18 protein-coding genes and 1 riboswitch are annotated in these 18,406 nt (G+C 71.8%); of the genes, 13 read left to right on the top strand and 5 right to left on the bottom strand.

What is annotated here, in order from left to right:
- Positions 1-30 precede the first annotated feature (30 nt).
- On the top strand, positions 31-246 hold the full coding sequence (locus ABZX67_RS13480; RefSeq protein ID WP_355358579.1) for an EF-hand domain-containing protein: 216 nt from the start codon (positions 31-33) through the stop codon (positions 244-246).
- Positions 243-1,217: a CopD family protein gene (locus tag ABZX67_RS13475; RefSeq protein WP_355358576.1), complete on the top strand. Its 975-nt coding sequence runs from the start codon at positions 243-245 to the stop codon at positions 1,215-1,217. Before ABZX67_RS13480 ends, ABZX67_RS13475 begins: the two co-directional genes overlap by 4 nt.
- A gap of 21 nt (positions 1,218-1,238) precedes the next feature.
- Here the strand turns inward: ABZX67_RS13475 and ABZX67_RS13470 are convergent, their stop codons facing one another.
- From ABZX67_RS13470 to gcvT, 4 genes are all read right to left on the bottom strand, one after another.
- Complete coding sequence (locus ABZX67_RS13470; RefSeq protein ID WP_355358573.1) at positions 1,239-2,609, bottom strand: L-serine ammonia-lyase; 1,371 nt, start codon at positions 2,607-2,609, stop codon at positions 1,239-1,241.
- A gap of 168 nt (positions 2,610-2,777) precedes the next feature.
- Positions 2,778-4,037, bottom strand: coding sequence for a serine hydroxymethyltransferase (glyA, locus tag ABZX67_RS13465; protein WP_355358570.1), 1,260 nt, complete (start codon positions 4,035-4,037; stop codon positions 2,778-2,780).
- A 13-nt stretch (positions 4,038-4,050) separates the two neighbouring features.
- Positions 4,051-4,428 (bottom strand): glycine cleavage system protein GcvH, encoded by a 378-nt coding sequence (gene gcvH, locus ABZX67_RS13460; RefSeq protein ID WP_355358567.1) that lies wholly within the window; start codon positions 4,426-4,428, stop codon positions 4,051-4,053.
- Positions 4,429-4,513: 85 nt separating this feature from the next.
- On the bottom strand, positions 4,514-5,629 hold the full coding sequence (gene gcvT, locus ABZX67_RS13455; protein ID WP_355358564.1) for a glycine cleavage system aminomethyltransferase GcvT: 1,116 nt from the start codon (positions 5,627-5,629) through the stop codon (positions 4,514-4,516).
- A gap of 143 nt (positions 5,630-5,772) precedes the next feature.
- A riboswitch (glycine riboswitch) is annotated at positions 5,773-5,865 on the bottom strand.
- Positions 5,866-6,075: 210 nt separating this feature from the next.
- On the opposite strand from gcvT, the gene ABZX67_RS13450 reads away from it, so the two are divergent.
- The 11 genes from ABZX67_RS13450 to ABZX67_RS13400 all read left to right on the top strand — a co-directional run bounded on the left by ABZX67_RS13450 (position 6,076) and on the right by ABZX67_RS13400 (position 17,545).
- On the top strand, positions 6,076-6,690 hold the full coding sequence (locus ABZX67_RS13450; protein ID WP_355358850.1) for an AAA family ATPase: 615 nt from the start codon (positions 6,076-6,078) through the stop codon (positions 6,688-6,690).
- Between the two features lie 62 nt (positions 6,691-6,752).
- Positions 6,753-7,487 carry an enhanced serine sensitivity protein SseB gene (locus ABZX67_RS13445; RefSeq protein ID WP_355358561.1) on the top strand — a complete coding sequence of 245 codons (735 nt, stop codon included), beginning with the start codon at positions 6,753-6,755 and terminating at the stop codon, positions 7,485-7,487.
- Between the two features lie 33 nt (positions 7,488-7,520).
- Positions 7,521-8,303 (top strand): enhanced serine sensitivity protein SseB C-terminal domain-containing protein, encoded by a 783-nt coding sequence (locus ABZX67_RS13440; protein ID WP_355358558.1) that lies wholly within the window; start codon positions 7,521-7,523, stop codon positions 8,301-8,303.
- A 601-nt stretch (positions 8,304-8,904) separates the two neighbouring features.
- On the top strand, positions 8,905-10,575 hold the full coding sequence (locus ABZX67_RS13435; protein WP_355358555.1) for an ABC transporter substrate-binding protein: 1,671 nt from the start codon (positions 8,905-8,907) through the stop codon (positions 10,573-10,575).
- An 88-nt stretch (positions 10,576-10,663) separates the two neighbouring features.
- A complete protein-coding gene (locus ABZX67_RS13430) occupies positions 10,664-11,668 on the top strand; it encodes an ABC transporter permease (RefSeq protein WP_355358552.1) in 1,005 nt (334 codons plus the stop codon).
- Position 11,669: 1 nt separating this feature from the next.
- Positions 11,670-12,623, top strand: coding sequence for an ABC transporter permease (locus ABZX67_RS13425; protein WP_355358549.1), 954 nt, complete (start codon positions 11,670-11,672; stop codon positions 12,621-12,623).
- 6 nt (positions 12,624-12,629) lie between these two features.
- Complete coding sequence (locus ABZX67_RS13420) at positions 12,630-13,634, top strand: ABC transporter ATP-binding protein (protein ID WP_355358546.1); 1,005 nt, start codon at positions 12,630-12,632, stop codon at positions 13,632-13,634.
- Positions 13,631-14,731, top strand: coding sequence for an oligopeptide/dipeptide ABC transporter ATP-binding protein (locus ABZX67_RS13415; RefSeq protein WP_355358543.1), 1,101 nt, complete (start codon positions 13,631-13,633; stop codon positions 14,729-14,731). Before ABZX67_RS13420 ends, ABZX67_RS13415 begins: the two co-directional genes overlap by 4 nt.
- Positions 14,732-14,765: 34 nt before the next feature.
- Positions 14,766-15,446 (top strand): trimeric intracellular cation channel family protein, encoded by a 681-nt coding sequence (locus ABZX67_RS13410; protein WP_355358540.1) that lies wholly within the window; start codon positions 14,766-14,768, stop codon positions 15,444-15,446.
- A 27-nt stretch (positions 15,447-15,473) separates the two neighbouring features.
- Complete coding sequence (locus ABZX67_RS13405) at positions 15,474-16,307, top strand: thioesterase family protein (RefSeq protein WP_355358537.1); 834 nt, start codon at positions 15,474-15,476, stop codon at positions 16,305-16,307.
- Between the two features lie 68 nt (positions 16,308-16,375).
- Positions 16,376-17,545, top strand: a complete 1,170-nt coding sequence (locus ABZX67_RS13400) for a cysteine desulfurase family protein (protein ID WP_355358534.1) — start codon at positions 16,376-16,378, stop codon at positions 17,543-17,545.
- Here ABZX67_RS13400 and ABZX67_RS13395 read toward each other — a convergent pair.
- Positions 17,538-18,218 (bottom strand): N-acetylmuramoyl-L-alanine amidase, encoded by a 681-nt coding sequence (locus ABZX67_RS13395; protein ID WP_355358531.1) that lies wholly within the window; start codon positions 18,216-18,218, stop codon positions 17,538-17,540. The two genes, ABZX67_RS13400 and ABZX67_RS13395, sit on opposite strands and share 8 nt — an antisense overlap.
- Positions 18,219-18,406 lie beyond the last annotated feature (188 nt).

Genomic DNA, 18,406 nt, shown 5'->3' with positions numbered 1-18,406 from the left:
GTCAGTTATGCACCAAGAAGGGGTGGACCTGTGGCGGACATCGAGTCGGCGCGCAAGGCATTCGAGCGGTTCGACGTGAACGGGGACGGGCTGATCTCGGCCGCCGAGTACAAGAGCGTCATGGCGCAGCTCGGCGACTTCAACGTCACCGAGACCGTCGCCCAGGCCGTCATCAACAACCAGGACGGCGACGGCGACGGCCTGCTGACCTTCGACGAGTTCTGGGCGCACCTCAACAAGGCGTGACCGTCCACGCACCCGACGGCGCCGTCCGGCGATCCGGGCGGCGCCGTACGCGTACGGCGCTCCTCGCCGGCGCCGGCGCGCTCGCCGCGCTCGCGGTCGCCCTCTACGGCGCCGGCATCGCCGCGCGCGGCACCGGCGAGCTGCGCATCCCGGCCCCCGGGGCCACCACCCTGCTGCGCGTCGCCGTCTTCGCCGCCCTCGCCCTGCACCTGGGGGAACTCGCCGGTGCCCGGCTCGCGGGGGAGGGGCTCCGGCCCCGGCCGTGGGCGGTGTGGGCGGCGCTCGGCGGGGCCGCCGCCTCGGCCGGGCAGATCGTGGTGCTGGCCGACGTGAGCGGCCTCGACCTCACCGCCGCGTACGGCACGCGCGAGGGCGGACTGCTGCTGCTCATGGCGAACGGCTTCGCCCTCGCGGCCGCCTGCGCCGCGCTCGCCCGGCCCGGCTGGGCGCTCGCGCCGCTCGCGCTGGTGACCGGCGCCGAGGCGCTGCGCGCGCACCCGGAGCCGTACACGCCCGAGCTCGGCACGGCCCTCACCGTCGTCCACCTGACCGCCGGGTCCCTGTCGGTCGGCGGCCTGCTGTACGTGCTGCGCGTCGCGCACCTGCGCGGCGGCGGCGTGCGGGGCGCACGCGAGGCCCTGGCGCGGTACGCGCGCCTCGCCGGCTGGCTCTACGCGGCGCTCGCCGTCACCGGCACGTGCTCGACGCTGCGGCGCCTGCCCGCCGACGTCGTGCTCTCCAGCGCGTACGGCAGGGTGCTGATCGCCAAGCTCGTCCTGGTCGCGGTGGCGAGCGCCCTGGCCCTGACCGCCCGCCGCCGCATGCACCGCCGCCGGGCACGGCACGGTGGGGACGCGACGGCCCCCGCCCGCGCCGAGCTGGCGGTGCTGGCCGCCGTCGTGGTCGTGTCGGCGCTGCTGACGGTGGTGCCCGACCCGCACTGGATCAGCACCCGGCTCACCCTTCAGTGAGCCACGTGCTCCCCGTGCGGCTCAGCACTCGATGATGTTCACCGCGAGGCCGCCGCGCGCGGTCTCCTTGTACTTGACCGACATGTCGGCGCCCGTCTCCTTCATGGTCTTGATGACCTTGTCGAGGGAGACCTTGTGGCTGCCGTCGCCGCGCATCGCCATCCGCGCCGCCGTGACGGCCTTCACGGCCGCCATGCCGTTGCGCTCGATGCACGGGATCTGGACCAGGCCGCCGACCGGGTCGCAGGTCAGGCCCAGGTTGTGCTCCATGCCGATCTCGGCGGCGTTCTCCACCTGCTCCGGGCTGCCGCCCAGCACCTCGGCGAGCGCCCCGGCCGCCATCGAGCAGGCCGAGCCGACCTCGCCCTGGCAGCCGACCTCGGCGCCGGAGATGGAGGCGTTCTCCTTGAAGAGCATGCCGATCGCGCCCGCGGCCAGCAGGAAGCGCACCACGCCGTCCTCGTCGGCTCCCGGCACGAAGTTCATGTAGTAGTGCAGGACCGCCGGGATGATGCCGGCGGCGCCGTTCGTGGGGGCGGTGACGACGCGGCCGCCCGCGGCGTTCTCCTCGTTCACCGCCATCGCGTACAGCGTGATCCACTCCATGGAGAGCGCCTGCGCGTCACCCTCGGAGCGCAGCTTGCGCGCGGTGTTCGCGGCGCGGCGGCGCACCTTCAGGCCGCCCGGCAGGATGCCCTCGCGGGACATGCCGCGGTCCACGCACGCCTGCATGACCCGCCAGATCTCCAGCAGGCCCTCGCGGATCTCGTCCTCGGTACGCCAGGCCTTCTCGTTCTCCAGCATCAGCGCGGAGATCGACAGGCCGGTCTCGCGGGTCAGGCGGAGCAGCTCGTCACCGGTGCGGAAGGGGTACTTCAGCACGGTGTCGTCGGGAACGATCGGGTTCTCGCCCGCCACCGCGTCCTCGTCGACGACGAAGCCGCCGCCCACCGAGTAGTACGTCTTCTCCAGCAGCGTCGCGCCCTCGGCGTCGTACGCCCACAGGGTCATGCCGTTGGCGTGGTACGGCAGCGCCTTGCGGCGGTGCAGGATCAGGTCGGCGTCGAAGTCGAAGGCGATCTCGTGGACGCCGAGCAGGCTGATGCGCCCCCCGCTCTTGATCCGCTCCACCTGCTCGTCGGCGGTCTCGACGTCGACCGTGCGCGGCGAGTTGCCCTCCAGGCCCAGCAGGACCGCCTTGGGGGTGCCGTGCCCGTGGCCGGTGGCGCCCAGCGAGCCGTACAGCTCGGCGCGTATCGAGGCGGTGTGGGCGAGCAGGCCCTCGTTCTTCAGCCGGCGGGCGAACATCCGGGCGGCGCGCATGGGGCCGACCGTGTGGGAGCTGGACGGGCCGATGCCGATCGAGAACAGGTCGAAGACCGAGATGGCCACGGGGGACTCCTTGGTGGGAAGACGACGCTGTCTGCCGGGGTGGTGCAGGGACAACGCAGGGGTGGGACGGTGAGCGGGGGCAAGAGACGGGGCACCGCACTCACTGTTCAGTGTGCGCGGTGCCCCGCAGTTCAGTCTGTTGCGTACGTTACGTAACGCGTGAAGAGTTTACAGACCGGGGTAAAGCGGGTGCTTCTCGGCGAGGGCGATGACCCGGGCCTTGAGCGCCGCCGCGTCGTAGTCCGGCTTCAGCGTCTCGGCGATGATGTCGGCGACCTCGCGGAAGTCCTCGGCCTGGAAGCCGCGGGTGGCCAGGGCCGGGGTGCCGATCCGCAGGCCCGAGGTGACCATCGGGGGCCGCGGGTCGTTCGGGATGGCGTTGCGGTTGACCGTGATGCCGACCTCGTGAAGCCGGTCCTCGGCCTGCTGGCCGTCCAGCTCGCTGTTGCGCAGGTCGACCAGGACCAGGTGCACGTCCGTACCACCGGTCAGGACGGAGACGCCGTGCTCGGTGACGTCCGGCTGGACCAGGCGCTCGGCCAGGATGCGGGCGCCGTCCAGGGTGCGCTGCTGGCGCTCCTTGAACTCCTCGCTCGCGGCGACCTTGAACGCCACGGCCTTGGCGGCGATCACGTGCTCCAGCGGACCGCCCTGCTGGCCCGGGAAGACCGCGGAGTTGATCTTCTTGGCGAGCTCGGCCGTCGACAGGATCACGCCACCGCGCGGGCCGCCCAGCGTCTTGTGCGTCGTCGTCGTGACCACGTGGGCGTGCGGCACCGGCGAGGGGTGCAGACCGGCCGCGACCAGGCCCGCGAAGTGCGCCATGTCGACCATCAGGTACGCGCCGACCTGGTCGGCGACGCGGCGGAAGGCGGCGAAGTCCAGCTGGCGCGGGTAGGCCGACCAGCCGGCCACGATCAGCTTCGGCTTGTGCTCCTTGGCGAGGCGCTCGACCTCGGCCATGTCGACCTGGCCGGTCGCGTCGTCGACGTGGTACGCGACCACGTTGTAGAGCTTGCCGGAGAAGTTGATCTTCATGCCGTGGGTCAGGTGCCCACCGTGCGCGAGGTTCAGACCCATGATCGTGTCGCCCGGCTTGAGCAGCGCGAACATCGCCGCGGCGTTCGCCTGGGCGCCGGAGTGCGGCTGCACATTGGCGTGCTCGGCGCCGAAGAGCGCCTTGATGCGGTCGATGGCGATCTGCTCGACCACGTCGACGTGCTCACAGCCGCCGTAGTAGCGGCGGCCGGGGTAGCCCTCGGCGTACTTGTTGGTGAGGACCGAGCCCTGGGCCTCCATGACCGCGACCGGAGCGAAGTTCTCCGAGGCGATCATTTCCAGGGTGGACTGCTGGCGGTGGAGCTCGGCGTCGACGGCGGCGGCGACGTCCGGGTCCAGCTCGTGGAGAGGGGTGTTGAGAAGCGACATCGGGAAGGGGTCCTTACTCGCCGGAGAACTCGGTGTACTCGTCGGCGGAGAGCAGGTCCTTCGGCTCCTCCGCGACGCGTACCTTGAAGAGCCAGCCGCCCTCGAACGGTGCGGTGTTCACCAGCGAGGGGTCGTCCACGACGTCCTGGTTCGCCTCGACGACCTCGCCGGTGACCGGGGAGTACAGGTCGCTGACGGACTTGGTCGACTCCAGCTCACCGCAGGTCTCGCCCGCGGTCACGGTGTCGCCGACCGCCGGGAGCTGGACGTACACCACGTCGCCGAGCGCGTTCGCCGCGTGCTCCGTGATGCCGACCGTCGACACGCCGTCCTCGGCGGCCGACAGCCACTCGTGCTCCTTGCTGTAGCGCAGCTGCTGGGGGTTGCTCATGACTGGAATTCTCCTGTACGCGGGGGAGTGCTGGTGAACGGGGGACTGGTCCGGAAGGCGCCCGAGATCACTTCTGGCGCTCGGGTCACTTCTGGCGCTTGTAGAAGGGGAGCGCCACGACCTCGTACGGCTCATGGGTACCGCGGATGTCGACACCGACCCCCGCCGTCCCCGGCGCGGCGTGCGCGGCGTCCACGTACGCCATGGCGATCGGCTTGCCCAGCGTCGGCGACGGCGCGCCCGAGGTGACCTCGCCGACGACCTTGCCCTCGGCGACCACCTGCATCCCGGCGCGCGGGACCCGGCGCCCCTCGGCGACCAGGCCGACGAGCTTGCGGGGCGGGGCGATCTGCGCCCGCTCGGCGGCCGCCTCCAGTGCCTCCCGGCCCACGAAGTCGCCCTCCTTCTCGAACTTGACCACCCGGCCGAGACCCGCGTCGAAGGGGGTGAGGGCCGTCGTGAGCTCGTGCCCGTACAGCGGCATGCCCGCCTCCAGGCGCAGCGTGTCGCGGCAGGACAGGCCGCAGGGGATCAGGCCGGCCGGGGCGCCGGCCTCCGTCAGCGCCTGCCACAGCTTCTCCGCGTGCTGCGGCTCCACGAACAGCTCGAAGCCGTCCTCGCCCGTGTAGCCGGTGCGGGCGATCAGCGCGGGCACTCCCGCGACGGTGCCCGGCAGGCCCGCGTAGTACTTCAGCCCGTCCAGGTCCGCGTCGGTGAGCGACTTCAGGATGCCCGGGGACTCCGGGCCCTGGATCGCGATCAGGGCGTACGCGTCCCGGTCGTCGCGTACGACGGCGTCGAAGCCGGCGGCCCGCTCGGTGAGGGCGTCCAGCACGACCTGGGCGTTCGAGGCGTTGGCGACGACCATGTACTCCTGCTCCTGGAGCCGGTACACGATCAGGTCGTCGAGGATCCCGCCGTCCTCCTGGCAGATCATGGTGTAGCGGGCGCGGCCCACGCCGACGCCGCCGATGTTGCCGACGAGCGCGTAGTCGAGGAGGGCGGCGGCCTGCGGGCCCGTCACGGTGATCTCGCCCATGTGGGACAGGTCGAAGAGACCGGCCTTCGCGCGGACGGCGTTGTGCTCGTCGCGCTCGCTGCCGTACCGCAGCGGCATGTCCCAGCCGGCGAAGTCGGTCATGGTCGCGCCGAGCGCCCGATGCACGGCATCGAGGGCGGTGAGGCGTGGGGCAGTGCTCATGGATGTGGCTCCCAGGGCATGGCTCGAAGACGGTCCTCCCCATCTGTCATCGGAACCTGAGAGGTTCACCGTGACCGTACGGGGACGGCCCTCGGCTTGCACCTTGGGTGGAGCCGCCGCGGCGGCCCGCTTTTCAGATCTGCCTCATCCGCGCGGTACGGGGCCTGAGAGATTCAAGGGAGGAACTTGCTCCTTCGGCGCCCGGGCGGGACCCGGGACTCTCCCGCGCGGATTCAAGCGGCCGGTATGCGGTTGTACGCACCTGCGTGCGGTGGCGCGCACATCATTGCACGCGTGGTCTCCTCGGCAAATCGCTTGTGCCTTATTACCCATTCTTTACACTTCTTGGGCAAGGGTCGGGGAAGGCCGAGCCCGAGCAGGGGGAGTACGCGATGACGTTGCAGCGGACAGGTCCGAGCGCGGCCACCGGTGCGGTGAGCGGTGCCATGACCGGCGCGGTCGCCGTGCCCGCGCCCAGCCGCGCGCCCGCGCCCGTGCTGCGCGACCTGCGTGACCGCGCCGGGCGCTGCCCGCGCGAGCTGGGCTTCGCCGCCGGCGACCTCGTGGTCGTCTCCGGCCTGCCCGGCAGCGGCAAGTCCACCCTGATCGCCCGCGCCGCCGACGGGCGCGGCATCGACTCCCAGGACGCCCGCGAGCGGTGGGAGCGCCGGATGCCGCCCTTCCTGCCGTACGCGGTCTACCGCCCCCTCGTCCGCATCGCCCACTACGCCGGGCTCCGGCGCGCCATGCGCTCGGGCGCGAGCGTCGTCGTCCACGACTGCGGCACCCAGGCCTGGGTCCGGCGCTGGCTGGCCCGCGAGGCCCGGCGGCGCGGGCGCGCCCTGCACCTGATACTGCTGGACGTCACCCCCCAGGCGGCCCGCGCGGGCCAGCGCGAGCGGGGGCGGGGCGTCTCCGGATACGCCTTCGCGCGGCACCGCAGGGCGGTGGGGCGGCTGGTGCGGGACGCCGAGCAGGGCGTGCTGCCGGGCGGCTGCGCGTCCGCCGTGCTGCTCGACCGGCCGGCGGCGACGGCGCTGACCCGTATCACGTTCGGCTGAACGGGGCGGTTAGGGTGCCCTGAAAGACGCGCCGCACGGGTGGGAAGGACGAGGGGACACCAGTGGACACCGCATGGCCGGTCAATGAGCTCGAAGAGGTGCTCGCCGCCTCCCTCGGCAACCCCGCGGCCGGCGCCCGGCTCGTCGAGGTCCTGGGCCGCAGCCCCCTGTGGATCCCCCTCCCCAAGGGCGGCGGCCCCGACAGTCCGGACCTCGACCTGCCCACGCTGGAGCTGGACGGCCAGGCGTACGTCCCCGTCTTCAGCTCCGAGCAGCAGTTCCTGCGGTGCGTCGGCCCCCACATGGCGTACACCGTCGCGCCCGCCGTCGAGTTCGCCCGCGGCCTGCCCCCGCAGCTCGGGATCGCCGTCAACCCCGGCGGCGCCGTGGGCGCGCCCCTGCCGCCGCCCGCCGTCGCCGAACTGTGCCGCGTCGGCCGCACCCCGCTGGACGGGCCCGCGAGCGGCGCCCGGGTGCGGCTGTTCGAGCCCGACTGGCAGGAGGACCCGGTCGACTTCCTCTCCGCCGCGGCCGCCGAGTTCGAGGCCACCGGCACCGTCCTCACCGCCCGCCGGGCCCTCGCCTCCATCGAGGGCGGCGCCCCGACGCTCTTCGTCGGCGTCCAGCTCTCCTCCTGGGAGGGCGCCGACCGTAACGTACCGATGGACGCCCTCGGCCGGGCGCTCGGCCGCGTCCAGGTGCCGTGGCCGGTCAACCTGGTCCTGCTCGACATCGCGCAGGACCCGGTGGGCGACTGGATGCTGGAGAAGGTACGGCCCTTCTACCAGCGGCCCTAAGCTAATGCGGTGGACCGAAGAGGGGGACCCAGGGTGAGCGCGCAGAGCACCGCGGCGGCCGGGCCGATCGAGCAGCTGCTGAGCAACGTCACGCCCGGACGCTACGACGCGTACGAGGCGCTGCTCACGGCCCTCGCCGACGCTCCGGTCTGGATGCTGCTCTGGCACGGCCAGGCCGGCTCGCCCGACGCCCAGTACGGCAACATGGAGGTCGACGGCCTCGGCTACGCGCCCTGCGTCACCTCCGCCCAGGAGCTCGCCGTCTCCGGCTGGAACCGCGCCCACGAGGTGATCACCGGCCGCGACATCGCCCGCGCGCTCTACCCCGACCGCTGGGGCATCTGGCTCAACCCGCACGCCCCCGGCGGCGGCGTCGGCATCCCCTGGCCCGACCTGCGCCGCATCGCCACGGGCCTCGACCGGATGCCCGCGGGGCCGCTGAAGCTCTCCGAACCCGGCATCCAGATCCCGCAGTTCTACGCCCTGCTGACGCAGAACGCCCACCGCACCCCGGCGGTCCGCTCCCTGCGCCGCGTCTGGGTCCAGCCCGCGCTCGGCTCGCCGTACCTCGCCATCGGACTCGATCTGTACGACACGAGCCAGGCCTCCGTCGACGCGGTCCGCGCGATGATGCGCGAGTCGATCGTGGCGGTGCCGGAGGGGCTGCCCGTCTCGACGGTCGCCATGTCCGACGAGTACGACCCCATCACCCTGTGGCTGCGGGCCAACGCGCGCCCCTTCTACGACCGCGAGGCGCACGCGACGGCCCCGATGGTCCCCGGCGGCGGCTACGGCTACCCCCAGCCGGGCGCCTGACCGCTACGCGCTTCGCTGCGCGGGGGCTTGCCGCCCGGTGGGTGGCTTTCCGCTTCGTGGTGCTTCCTGTCCGATGGGTGGGTGGGTGCGGCTCCGTGGGCGGCGTGGTGGCTCGTGTCCGGTGGGCGCGGGTCGGGGGCCGGGGGTTCCGGTGGGGGTGGTCGGACTCTCGTTCACCGCGCTTCGCGCGCGTTCAGTCGTTTTACGTCCGACCACCCCCCACGCTCCACCCCCGACCCCCTCACGTAGCCGGTCCATCCCACCGTGAACTCCACCCGTGGCGCGGGGCGGGTGCGGCCCCCGTGCCGCACGCCGGCCACGCCCCGCCGCGCACCGCTCGCCCGCGGCACCTGCGGGCTCACGACGTGGACACCCACCGCGCGGCGCACCGCTGCGGCGCGGCCTGCTGAACCGCCCCACATGTCACGGGTGTTACGTCTCCCCCCACGCTTGTCCCGTAACTGACCGGTTTGGCGAGTGTCCGGGTCTCAGGTAGGTATCACCGCTATGCGGACTGTTCTCCGCCGCCGTACGCCTGGGTAGTGTTCGGCCGGTCAAGACCACCATCTCTCCCGTCACGGCGGAACCCCTGGGGGGACCCATGCGAATATTCAAGTCCCGGTCCGTCCGGGCGATCACGGCGGCGCTGGCCGTCGGGATGATCGCCACGGGCTGTGCCAGTGAGCGCGGCAAGGGCGACGACAAGGCCGGTGACAAGGACACCTTCGTGTTCGCCGGCGCCGGTGACCCGTCCTCCCTCGACCCCGCCCTGGCGAGCGACGGTGAGACCTTCCGGGTGACCCGGCAGGCGTTCGAGGCGCTGCTGGAGCACGAATCGGGCGGCAGCAAGCTCGTCGGCGGCCTGGCCGAGAAGTGGTCGAGCGACCCGACCGGCACGGTGTGGACGTTCAACCTCCGCAAGGGCGTGAAGTTCCACGACGGCGAGGCGTTCAACGCCGCGGCCGTCTGCGCGAACTACGACCACTGGTTCAACTGGAAGGGCACGTACCAGTCCGGCGCGGTCTCGTACTACTGGCAGAGCATCTTCGGCGGCTTCGCCAAGAACGAGGACAAGGAAGCCCCGAAGGCCAACTACAAGTCCTGCGCCGCGAAGGACGAGAACACCGCCGTCATCACGGTCAACGAGCCCTCCGCCACCCTCCCTGGCGGCTTCTCCCTCCAGGCCCTGGCCATCCACTCGCCGAAGGCCCTCAAGGAGTACGAGAAGCAGGAGGCCACCGCCAAGGGCGAGGCCATCACGTACCCCAAGTACAGCCAGGAGGCCGGCACGGTCGCCGGCACCGGCCCGTACAAGATCGTGAAGTGGAACAAGGGCAACAAGGAAGTCACCCTTCAGCGCTTCGACGACTACTGGGGTGAGAAGGCCAAGATCAAGAACCTGGTCTTCCGCACCATCGACACCGAGGACGGCCGCCGCCAGGCCCTCCAGGCCGGCGACATCGACGGCTACGACCTGGTCGCCCCCGCCGATGTGAAGACCCTGGAGAACGCGGGCTTCCAGGTCCCCACCCGTGACGTCTTCAACATCTTCTACGTCGGCTTCTCCCAGGAGAAGAACCCGGCGCTGCAGAAGCCCGAGGTCCGCCAGGCCCTCGCGCACGCCATCGACCGCGACAACATCGTCAAGACGCAGCTCCCCGAGGGCGGCAAGACGGCCACGCAGTTCATGCCGGAGACGATCGCCGGCCACTCGGACAAGGTGAAGAAGTACCCCTTCGACACCAACAAGGCCAAGCAGCTCCTCGCGGCCGCGGGCGAGTCCGGTCTGAGCGTCGAGTTCTGCTACCCGACCGAGGTCACCCGCCCGTACATGCCCGCTCCGCAGGACATCTTCGAGCTGATGAAGTCCGACCTGGAGAAGGCCGGCATCAAGGTCACCCCCAAGCCGCTGAAGTGGGCCCCCGACTACCTGGACGCCACCGAGGCCGGTGCCTGTGCCCTGCACATGTTCGGCTGGACCGGTGACTACAACGACGGCTACAACTTCATCGGCACCTGGTTCGCCAAGTACGACAAGCAGTGGGGCTTCAAGGACGCCACCGTCTTCGACGCGGTGACCGCCGGCTCGAAGGAGGCGGACCCGGTCAAGCGCGTCGAGGCGTACAAGAAGGCCAACGAGGTGATCATGGAGTACCTGCCGGGTCTCCCCGTCTCCTCCTCGCCGCCCGCCATCGCGTTCGGCAAGAACGTCAACCCGCCGAAGGTCTCCCCGCTGACGCAGGAGAACTTCGCCGAGGCTTCCTTCAAGTAATCGCACCTCACGCGGGGTCCGCCCGGCCACAGCAGTCCGTGGCCGGGCGGACCCGCATCTGACGCACGTTAAGAAAGGGGCATGCGGGGTGCTGCGACTCGTCGTACGAAGACTGCTACAGCTCATACCCACCCTGCTCGGCCTGTCGGTTCTGCTCTTCCTGTGGCTGAACCGGCTGCCCGGCGGACCCGCCTCAGCGATCCTGGGCGAGCGGGCGACCGAAGCCGAAGTGGCGCGCATCAACCGGGCACTGGGCCTCGACCAGCCGGTCTGGGTGCAGTACGGGCGCTTCCTCAAGCGGCTCTTCGAGCTGGACCTCGGAACCTCCACCCAGACCGGCCAGCCGGTGTGGGACGAGTTCGCCCTGCGCTTCCCGGCCACGGTCGAACTCAGCGTGGCGGCGATGCTCATCGCCATCGTCATCGGCATCCCGCTCGGCTACTTCGCGGCCCGGCGGCGCGGCAGCTGGCTGGACGTCACGGCGGTGTCCGGCTCGCTGGTCGGCATCTGCATCCCGGTGTTCTTCCTCGCCCTGCTCCTCAAGGGCGTCTTCGCCGTCGACCTGGGTCTCTTCCCCAGCTACGGCCGCCTGTCCACCGGCCTCGACGCCACCGAGGTCACCGGCTTCGCCGTGCTCGACGGCCTGCTGACCGGCGAGTTCGACGCGACCCTGGACGCCCTCCACCACCTGGTGCTGCCGGCGATCGCGCTCGCCTCCATCCCGCTGGCGGTCATCGTCCGCATGACCCGCGCCAGCGTCCTGGAGGTCCTCGGCGAGGACTACGTCCGCACGGCGGAGTCCAAGGGCCTGGAGAAGCGCGTCGTACGCGGCCGGCACGTGCTGCGCAACGCGCTGCTGCCGGTGGTCACCGCGATCGGTCTGCTGACCGGATCGCTGCTGTCGGGCGCGGTCCTCACCGAGTCCGTCTTCTCCTTCGGCGGTATCGGCTCCTTCATCCGCACCGCGATCGACGACCGCGACTACCCCGTGCTCGTCGGTTTCATCATGTTCATCGCCATGGTGTACGTCCTCATCAACCTGCTGGTCGACCTGGCGTACAGCCTCATTGACCCGAGAGTGCGGGTGCACTGACGTGAGCACCAAGACTGACAAGATCGAGCGCCTCGCGCAGCTCACCGTACGCAACGAGGCCACCGTCGGCGGCAGCCTGTGGCGTGAGGCCTTCCGCCGCCTGAAGTCCAGCAAGATGGCGATCGTCGGCGCCGTCATCATCGCGCTCTTCGTGGTCGTCGCCGTGATCGGGCCGTGGATCGCCCCGTACGGCCCCACGGCGCAGACCTGGCGCGGCGAGGTCTTCCCGAACCAGGGCAAGTTCGTCGGACCGCGCGGCGACAACTGGTTCGGCCTCGACCACCTCGGCCGCGACCAGCTGTCGCGCTTCCTCGTCGGCGCCCGCCAGACCCTGCTCGTGGGCGTCGTCTCGATGCTCATCGGCCTGATCGTGGGCGCGGTCATCGGCCTGCTCTCCGGCGCCGCCGCGACGCTCGGCGGTCAGGCCGGACGCCGGATCGACACCTTCGTCATGCGCGTCACCGACATCATGCTGTCGCTGCCGTCGCTGCTGCTCGCCGTCTCCATCGCCGCCGTGATGGGCCAGTCCCTCACCACCGTGATGATCGCCGTCGGTGTGGTGCAGGTGCCGATCTTCGCCCGGCTGCTGCGCGGCTCGATGCTCGCGCAGGGCGGTTCGGACTACGTGCTCGCGGCGCGGGCGCTGGGCGTGCGCAAGCGGCGCATCGTCGTCACCCAGATCCTGCCGAACTCCCTGAGCCCCGTGATCGTCCAGGCGACCCTCAGCCTCGCCACCGCGATCATCGAGGCGGCGGCCCTCTCCTACCTGGGCCTCGGCAACCCGGACCCGGCCGTCCCCGAGTGGGGCGTGATGCTTTCCCAGGCGCAGCGGTTCTTCGACAACGCGCCCCTGATGTCGGTCTTCCCGGCCGTCGGGATCATCATCACCGCCCTCGGCTTCACGCTGCTCGGCGAGGCCATGCGCGAAGCCCTCGACCCGAAGCTGCGAGGCTGAACTGCCATGCCACTGCTCTCTGTTGACGAACTCACCGTCACCTTCGGCGGGCGCGGCCGTACGCCCTCGACGGCCGTGGACGGCGTCTCCTTCGACGTCGACCAGGGCCAGGTCGTCGGCCTGGTCGGCGAGTCGGGCTGCGGCAAGTCCGTGACCTCGCTCGCGCTGATGGGCCTGCTGCCGCGCAAGGGCGTCACGGTCGCCGGCCGCGCCGAGTTCGACGGGGCCGACCTGCTGACCATGAGCCCCAAGCAGCTGCGCGACATGCGCGGCAGCCGGCTCGCGATGATCTTCCAGGACCCGCTGTCGTCGCTGAACCCGGTGGTACCCATCGGGGTCCAGGTCACCGAGATCCTGGAGCGCCACCGGGGCCTGAAGGGCGAGCCCGCCCGCAAGGAGGCCGCGTCCCTGCTCGACCGGGTCGGCATCCCGGACCCGAGCCGGCGCCTCAAGGAGTACCCGCACCAGCTGTCCGGCGGCATGCGCCAGCGCGCGATCATCGCCATGGCGGTGGCGTGCGCCCCCCGCCTGCTCATCGCCGACGAGCCGACCACCGCCCTGGACGTCACCATCCAGGCGCAGATCCTGGAGCTGCTCAAGGAGCTGGTGGACCAGGAGGGCACCGCCCTGCTGATGATCACCCACGACCTGGGCGTCGTCGCCGGACTGTGCGACCAGGTCAACGTCCTGTACGCGGGCAAGGTGGTGGAGTCCGCGGGCCGCCGCGAGCTGTTCGCGCACCCCACCCACCCGTACGCGCACGGCCTGCTCGGCTCCATCCCGCGCCTGGACGCCCCGCGCGGCGAGCCGCTCAACCCCATCCGCGGCTCCATCAACGACAAGATCGCCTGGGTCGACGGCTGCGCCTTCGCGCCCCGCTGCGACCACTACACGATGGAGTGCCTCACCGGCACCCCCGAACTGACCGAACCACGAGCGGCCGGACACCAGGTGCGCTGCGTCAACCCGGTCCTGCCCCCGGTCCTGCCCACGGCGGAGGTCTCGGCATGAGCCTGCTCGAACTCAAGGACCTGAAGGTCCACTTCCCCATCCGCAAGGGCATGATCTTCGACCGTACGGTCGGCCATGTGTACGCGGTCGACGGCGTCTCCCTCTCCGTCGACTCCGGTCAGACGTACGGGCTCGTCGGCGAGTCCGGCTGCGGCAAGACGACGCTGGGGCGCGCGGTGCTGCGCCTGGTCGACGTCACGGACGGCGAGGCCGTCTTCGACGGTACGGACCTGGCGAAGCTGCCGGACGAGGAGATGCGCCGCTTCCGGCGGCGGCTCCAGATGGTGTTCCAGGACCCGCTGGGCAGCCTCAACCCGCGCCAGAACATCGAGTCGATCCTCTCCGAGGGGATGGCCGCGCACGGGATCGGAGCCAACCAGGAGGAGCGCCGCGAGAAGATCAAGGCGATCCTCGCGCGGGTCGGACTCCCGGACAACGCCCTGTCCCGCTACCCGCACGAGTTCTCCGGCGGCCAGCGCCAGCGCATCGGCATCGCCCGCGCGCTGGTCCTCGAACCGGACCTGATCATCTGCGACGAGCCGGTCTCCGCGCTCGACGTGTCGATCCAGGCGCAGGTCGTCAACCTCCTGGAGGAGCTCCAGGAGCAGCTGGGCCTGACGTACCTGGTCATCGCGCACGACCTGGCCGTGGTCCGCCACATCTCGGACGTCATCGGCGTGATGTACCTGGGCTCCCTGGTGGAGGAGGCGCCGAGCGACGCGCTGTACGCCGAGCCCAAGCACCCGTACACCAAGGCCCTGATGTCGGCGGTGCCGGTGCCGGACCCGGAGGTCGAGGACCGCCGCGAGCGGATCCTGCTCCACGGCGACCTCCCGTCGCCCGCGAACCCGCCCACCGGGTGCCGCTTCCACACGCGCTGCCCGTGGAAGCAGGACACGCTGTGCGCGACGGACCGGCCGGAGCTGCGGGACGTGGGCGGGGGCCACAAGGTGGCCTGCCACTTCGCGGCCGAGATCGAGGCGGGCACGGTCGAGCGGACCCGCGCGACGGGCATCGAGGCGGTCACGGAGACGGCGGCGGTGGCCGCCGAGCCGGAGCCGGAAGCTGACCCGAAGGCGGCGGACCAGGTCGTATGACGGCCGGGAGCACCGGACGATGTAGAACTGTCCGGTGCTCCAGGAACTGTTCACGCCCTCCGTCCAACACGCGCTCGAGCTCGTCGGGATCTTCGTCTTCGCGATCTCGGGCGCGCTGCTCGCCGTACGCAAGAACTTCGACGTGTTCGGGATCGCCGTCCTCGCGGAGGTCACCGCGCTGGGCGGAGGGCTGTTCCGGGACCTGGTCATCGGCGCCGTACCGCCCGCCGCCTTCACCGATCTCGGCTACTTCGTGATGCCGCTGGTCGCCACGGTCCTGGTCTTCTTCCTGCACCCGCAGGTCGAGCGCACCCAGACCGCCGTGAACGTCTTCGACGCCGCCGGCCTCGGCCTCTTCTGCGTGTCGGGCACGACGAAGGCGTACGAGCACGGCCTGGGTCTGACCTTCTCCGCCGTGCTCGGCCTGGCCACCGGCGTCGGGGGCGGCGTGCTGCGCGACGTGCTCGCCAACGAGGTGCCCTCGCTGCTGCGCTGGGACCGGGACCTGTACGCCGTGCCCGCGATCGTCGGCGCCACCATGGTCGCGCTCTGCATCCGCTTCGAGATGCTGAACCCCTTCACCAGCGGCCTCGCGGCCCTCACCACGTTCGTCCTGCGCCTGCTCGCCCTGCGCTTCCACTGGCGTGCGCCCCGGGCCTGGAACCGCCGCTCGGCGCGCTCCGAGGACGAACTCCCGCAGAAAGCTACCGCTTAGTAGTTACTTGTTGTACGGTTCCGTGCCATGGACAGCGAGTTCGAGTTCGAGTTCGACCGCGACACCGCGGTGACCCTGCGCGAGCCGGGCGTCTACGACGCCGAGCTCTCCGCCGGCTGGACGATCATCCACGCCGTCAACGGCGGCTACCTCCTCGCCCTGCTCGGCCGCGCCCTCGGGGACGCCCTGCCGCACCCCGACCCGTTCACGATCTCGGCGCACTACCTCACGCCGTCGGTGCCCGGACCCGCCGTGATCCGCACCCAGACCGTCCGCACCGGCCGCACCCTCTCCACCGGCCAGGCGTCCCTCTTCCAGTACGCGGACGACGGCTCCGAGGTCGAGCGCATCCGGGTCCTCGCCTCCTACGGCGACCTCGACGCCCTCCCCGACGACGTCCGCACCACCGCCAAGCCGCCCGCCATCCCGCCGCGCGAGCACTGCTTCGGCCCCTCCGACGGCCCGGCCCCGCAGATCCCGGGCTCCTCCGCGATCACCGAGCGCCTCGACATCAAGCTCGACCCCGCGACCCTCGGCTGGGCCCTCGGCGCCCCGTCCGGCAAGGGCGAGATGCGCGGCTGGTTCGGCCTCGCCGACGGCCGCGACCCGGACCCGCTGTCCCTCCTGCTCACCGTCGACGCGCTGCCGCCGACCTCCTTCGAGCTGGGCCTCAAGGGCTGGACCCCGACCGTGGAACTCACCACCCACATACGCTGCCGCCCCGCCCCCGGACCGCTGCGGGTCGCCATCACCACGCGCAACCTCGCCGGCGGGTTCCTGGAGGAGGACGCCGAGGTCTGGGACAGCGCCGACCGCCTGGTCGCCCAGTCCCGCCAACTCGCCCGCGCGCCCCGGTCATAGCCGGCGTCCGGCCGGGTGCTCGCGGGCGAGGACGCCACCCGGCCCCCGCCTCGTAGAATCGAGGCACCATGGCCTACCTCGACCACGCCGCGACGACTCCGATGCTCCCGGAGGCGATCGAGGCGATGACCGCCCAGCTCCCCGTCACCGGCAACGCGTCCTCGCTGCACTCCGCCGGGCGCCGGGCCCGCCGTACCGTCGAGGAGGCCCGCGAGACCCTCGCCGAGGCGCTGGGGGCACGCCCCAGCGAGGTCGTCCTCACCTCCGGCGGCACCGAGGCCGACAACCTCGCCGTCAAGGGCCTCTTCTGGGCCCGCAGGGCCGCCGACCCGCGCCGCACGCGGGTGCTGGCCAGCCCCGTCGAGCACCACGCCGTCCTGGACGCCGTGCACTGGCTCGGCGAGCAGGAGGGCGCCACGGTCGAGTACCTGCGCGTCGACGCGTACGGGCGCGTCCACCCGGACGCGCTGCGCGAGGCCATCGAGCGGGACCCGGACAGCGTCGCGCTCGCCACCGTGATGTGGGCCAACAACGAGATCGGCACCGTCATGCCGGTCGCCGAACTGGCCGCCGTCGCGCGGGAGTTCGGCATCCCCCTGCACTCCGACGCCGTGCAGGCCTTCGGCCAGGTCCCGGTCGGCTTCGCCGACTCCGGCCTCGCCGCCATGACGGTCTCCGGTCACAAGATCGGCGGACCGTACGGCATCGGCGCCCTGCTGCTGGGCCGCGAGTACACCCCTGTCCCGGTGCTGCACGGCGGCGGCCAGGAGCGCCACGTCCGCTCCGGCACCCTCGACGTCCCGGCCGTCGCCGCCTTCGCCGTCGCCGGGCGCCTCGCCGCCGAGCGCCGGGACGCGTACGCCCGCGAGGTCGGCGCCCTGCGCGACGCGCTCGTCGACGCCGTCCGCACGGCCGTCCCGGACGCCGTCCTCGGCGGCGACCCCGACCCGGCGGGCCGCCTGGCCGCCAACGCGCACTTCGCCTTCCCCGGCTGCGAGGGCGACTCGCTGCTGCTGCTCCTGGACGCCCAGGGCATCGAGTGCTCCACCGGCTCCGCCTGCACGGCCGGCATCGCCCAGCCCAGCCACGTCCTCCTCGCCACCGGCACCGACCCCGACCTGGCGCGCGGCACCCTGCGTTTCACGCTCGGCCACACCTCCACGTACGCGGACGTCGAGGCGGTCGCGAAGGCCATCGGCCCGGCGGTGGAGCGGGCCCGGACGGCCGGCCTCAGCTAGCGGCGGACCCGGAGCCGGATCCCGCGGCCGCCGCGGCGCGCACCAGCTTCATGTACCGGTCCCAGTCCCAGTGCGGACCGGGGTCGGTGTGGTCCGTGCCCTCCACCTCGACATGGCCGATGACGTGCTCCCGGTCGGCGGGTATGCCGTACCGCGCGCATATCCCCGCCGTCAGCCGCGCCGACGCTTCGTACATCGCCGCCGTGAAGTCCTGCGGGCGGTCCACGAACCCCTCGTGCTCGATGCCGATGCTGCGCTCGTTCATCTCCCGGTTTCCGGCGTGGAAGGCCACGTCGAGCTCGCGGATCATCTGGGCGATGTGCCCGTCCTTGCGGACGACGTAGTGGGTCGCGGCGCCGTGCCCCGGGTTCTTGAAGACCCGCAGGGCGGTCGGATAGCTGCCCTGGACGACATGGATGACGACCCGGTCGATCGTGTAGTCGTCGGGGCGGTCCGCACGCCGCCAGTTCGCCCGCGCCGCCGCCGTCCACTCCGCGCCCTGGTGGTCCAGCTCGCCCTCGACGCGCTTCTTCTCCATGCCGGGCAGCCGCCACCAGGCACGCTTCAGCTCGTCACGGGCCAGCACCGCCGTGCCCGCCACGGCCGCGCCGCCGCCGATCAGCACCGCGCGCCGGCCGACCCGCCGCTTCCCCGCCCTGTCCGTACGCCCCATGTGATCGTCAACGCACGCGCGTACGTATTCGGTTCCCGGACGCTTCCCTGGGCCCCGTACCCTGGTAGCGCTATGACTCAGACTCCGCAGCGGACCCCCCAGCGCCCCCTCCGTGTCCTCGCCGCCATGTCGGGGGGGGGGGGGGACCCCGGCGCCGCCCCCCCGGCCCCCGCCGCCGGCCCCGCCCG

It is taken from the genome of Streptomyces sp. NPDC003036 (genome assembly GCF_040611175.1).
Taxonomy (GTDB): Bacteria; Actinomycetota; Actinomycetes; order Streptomycetales; family Streptomycetaceae; genus Streptomyces.
Note: the sequence above shows the minus strand (reverse complement) of the source record. Positions and strands in the feature narration are given on the sequence as shown.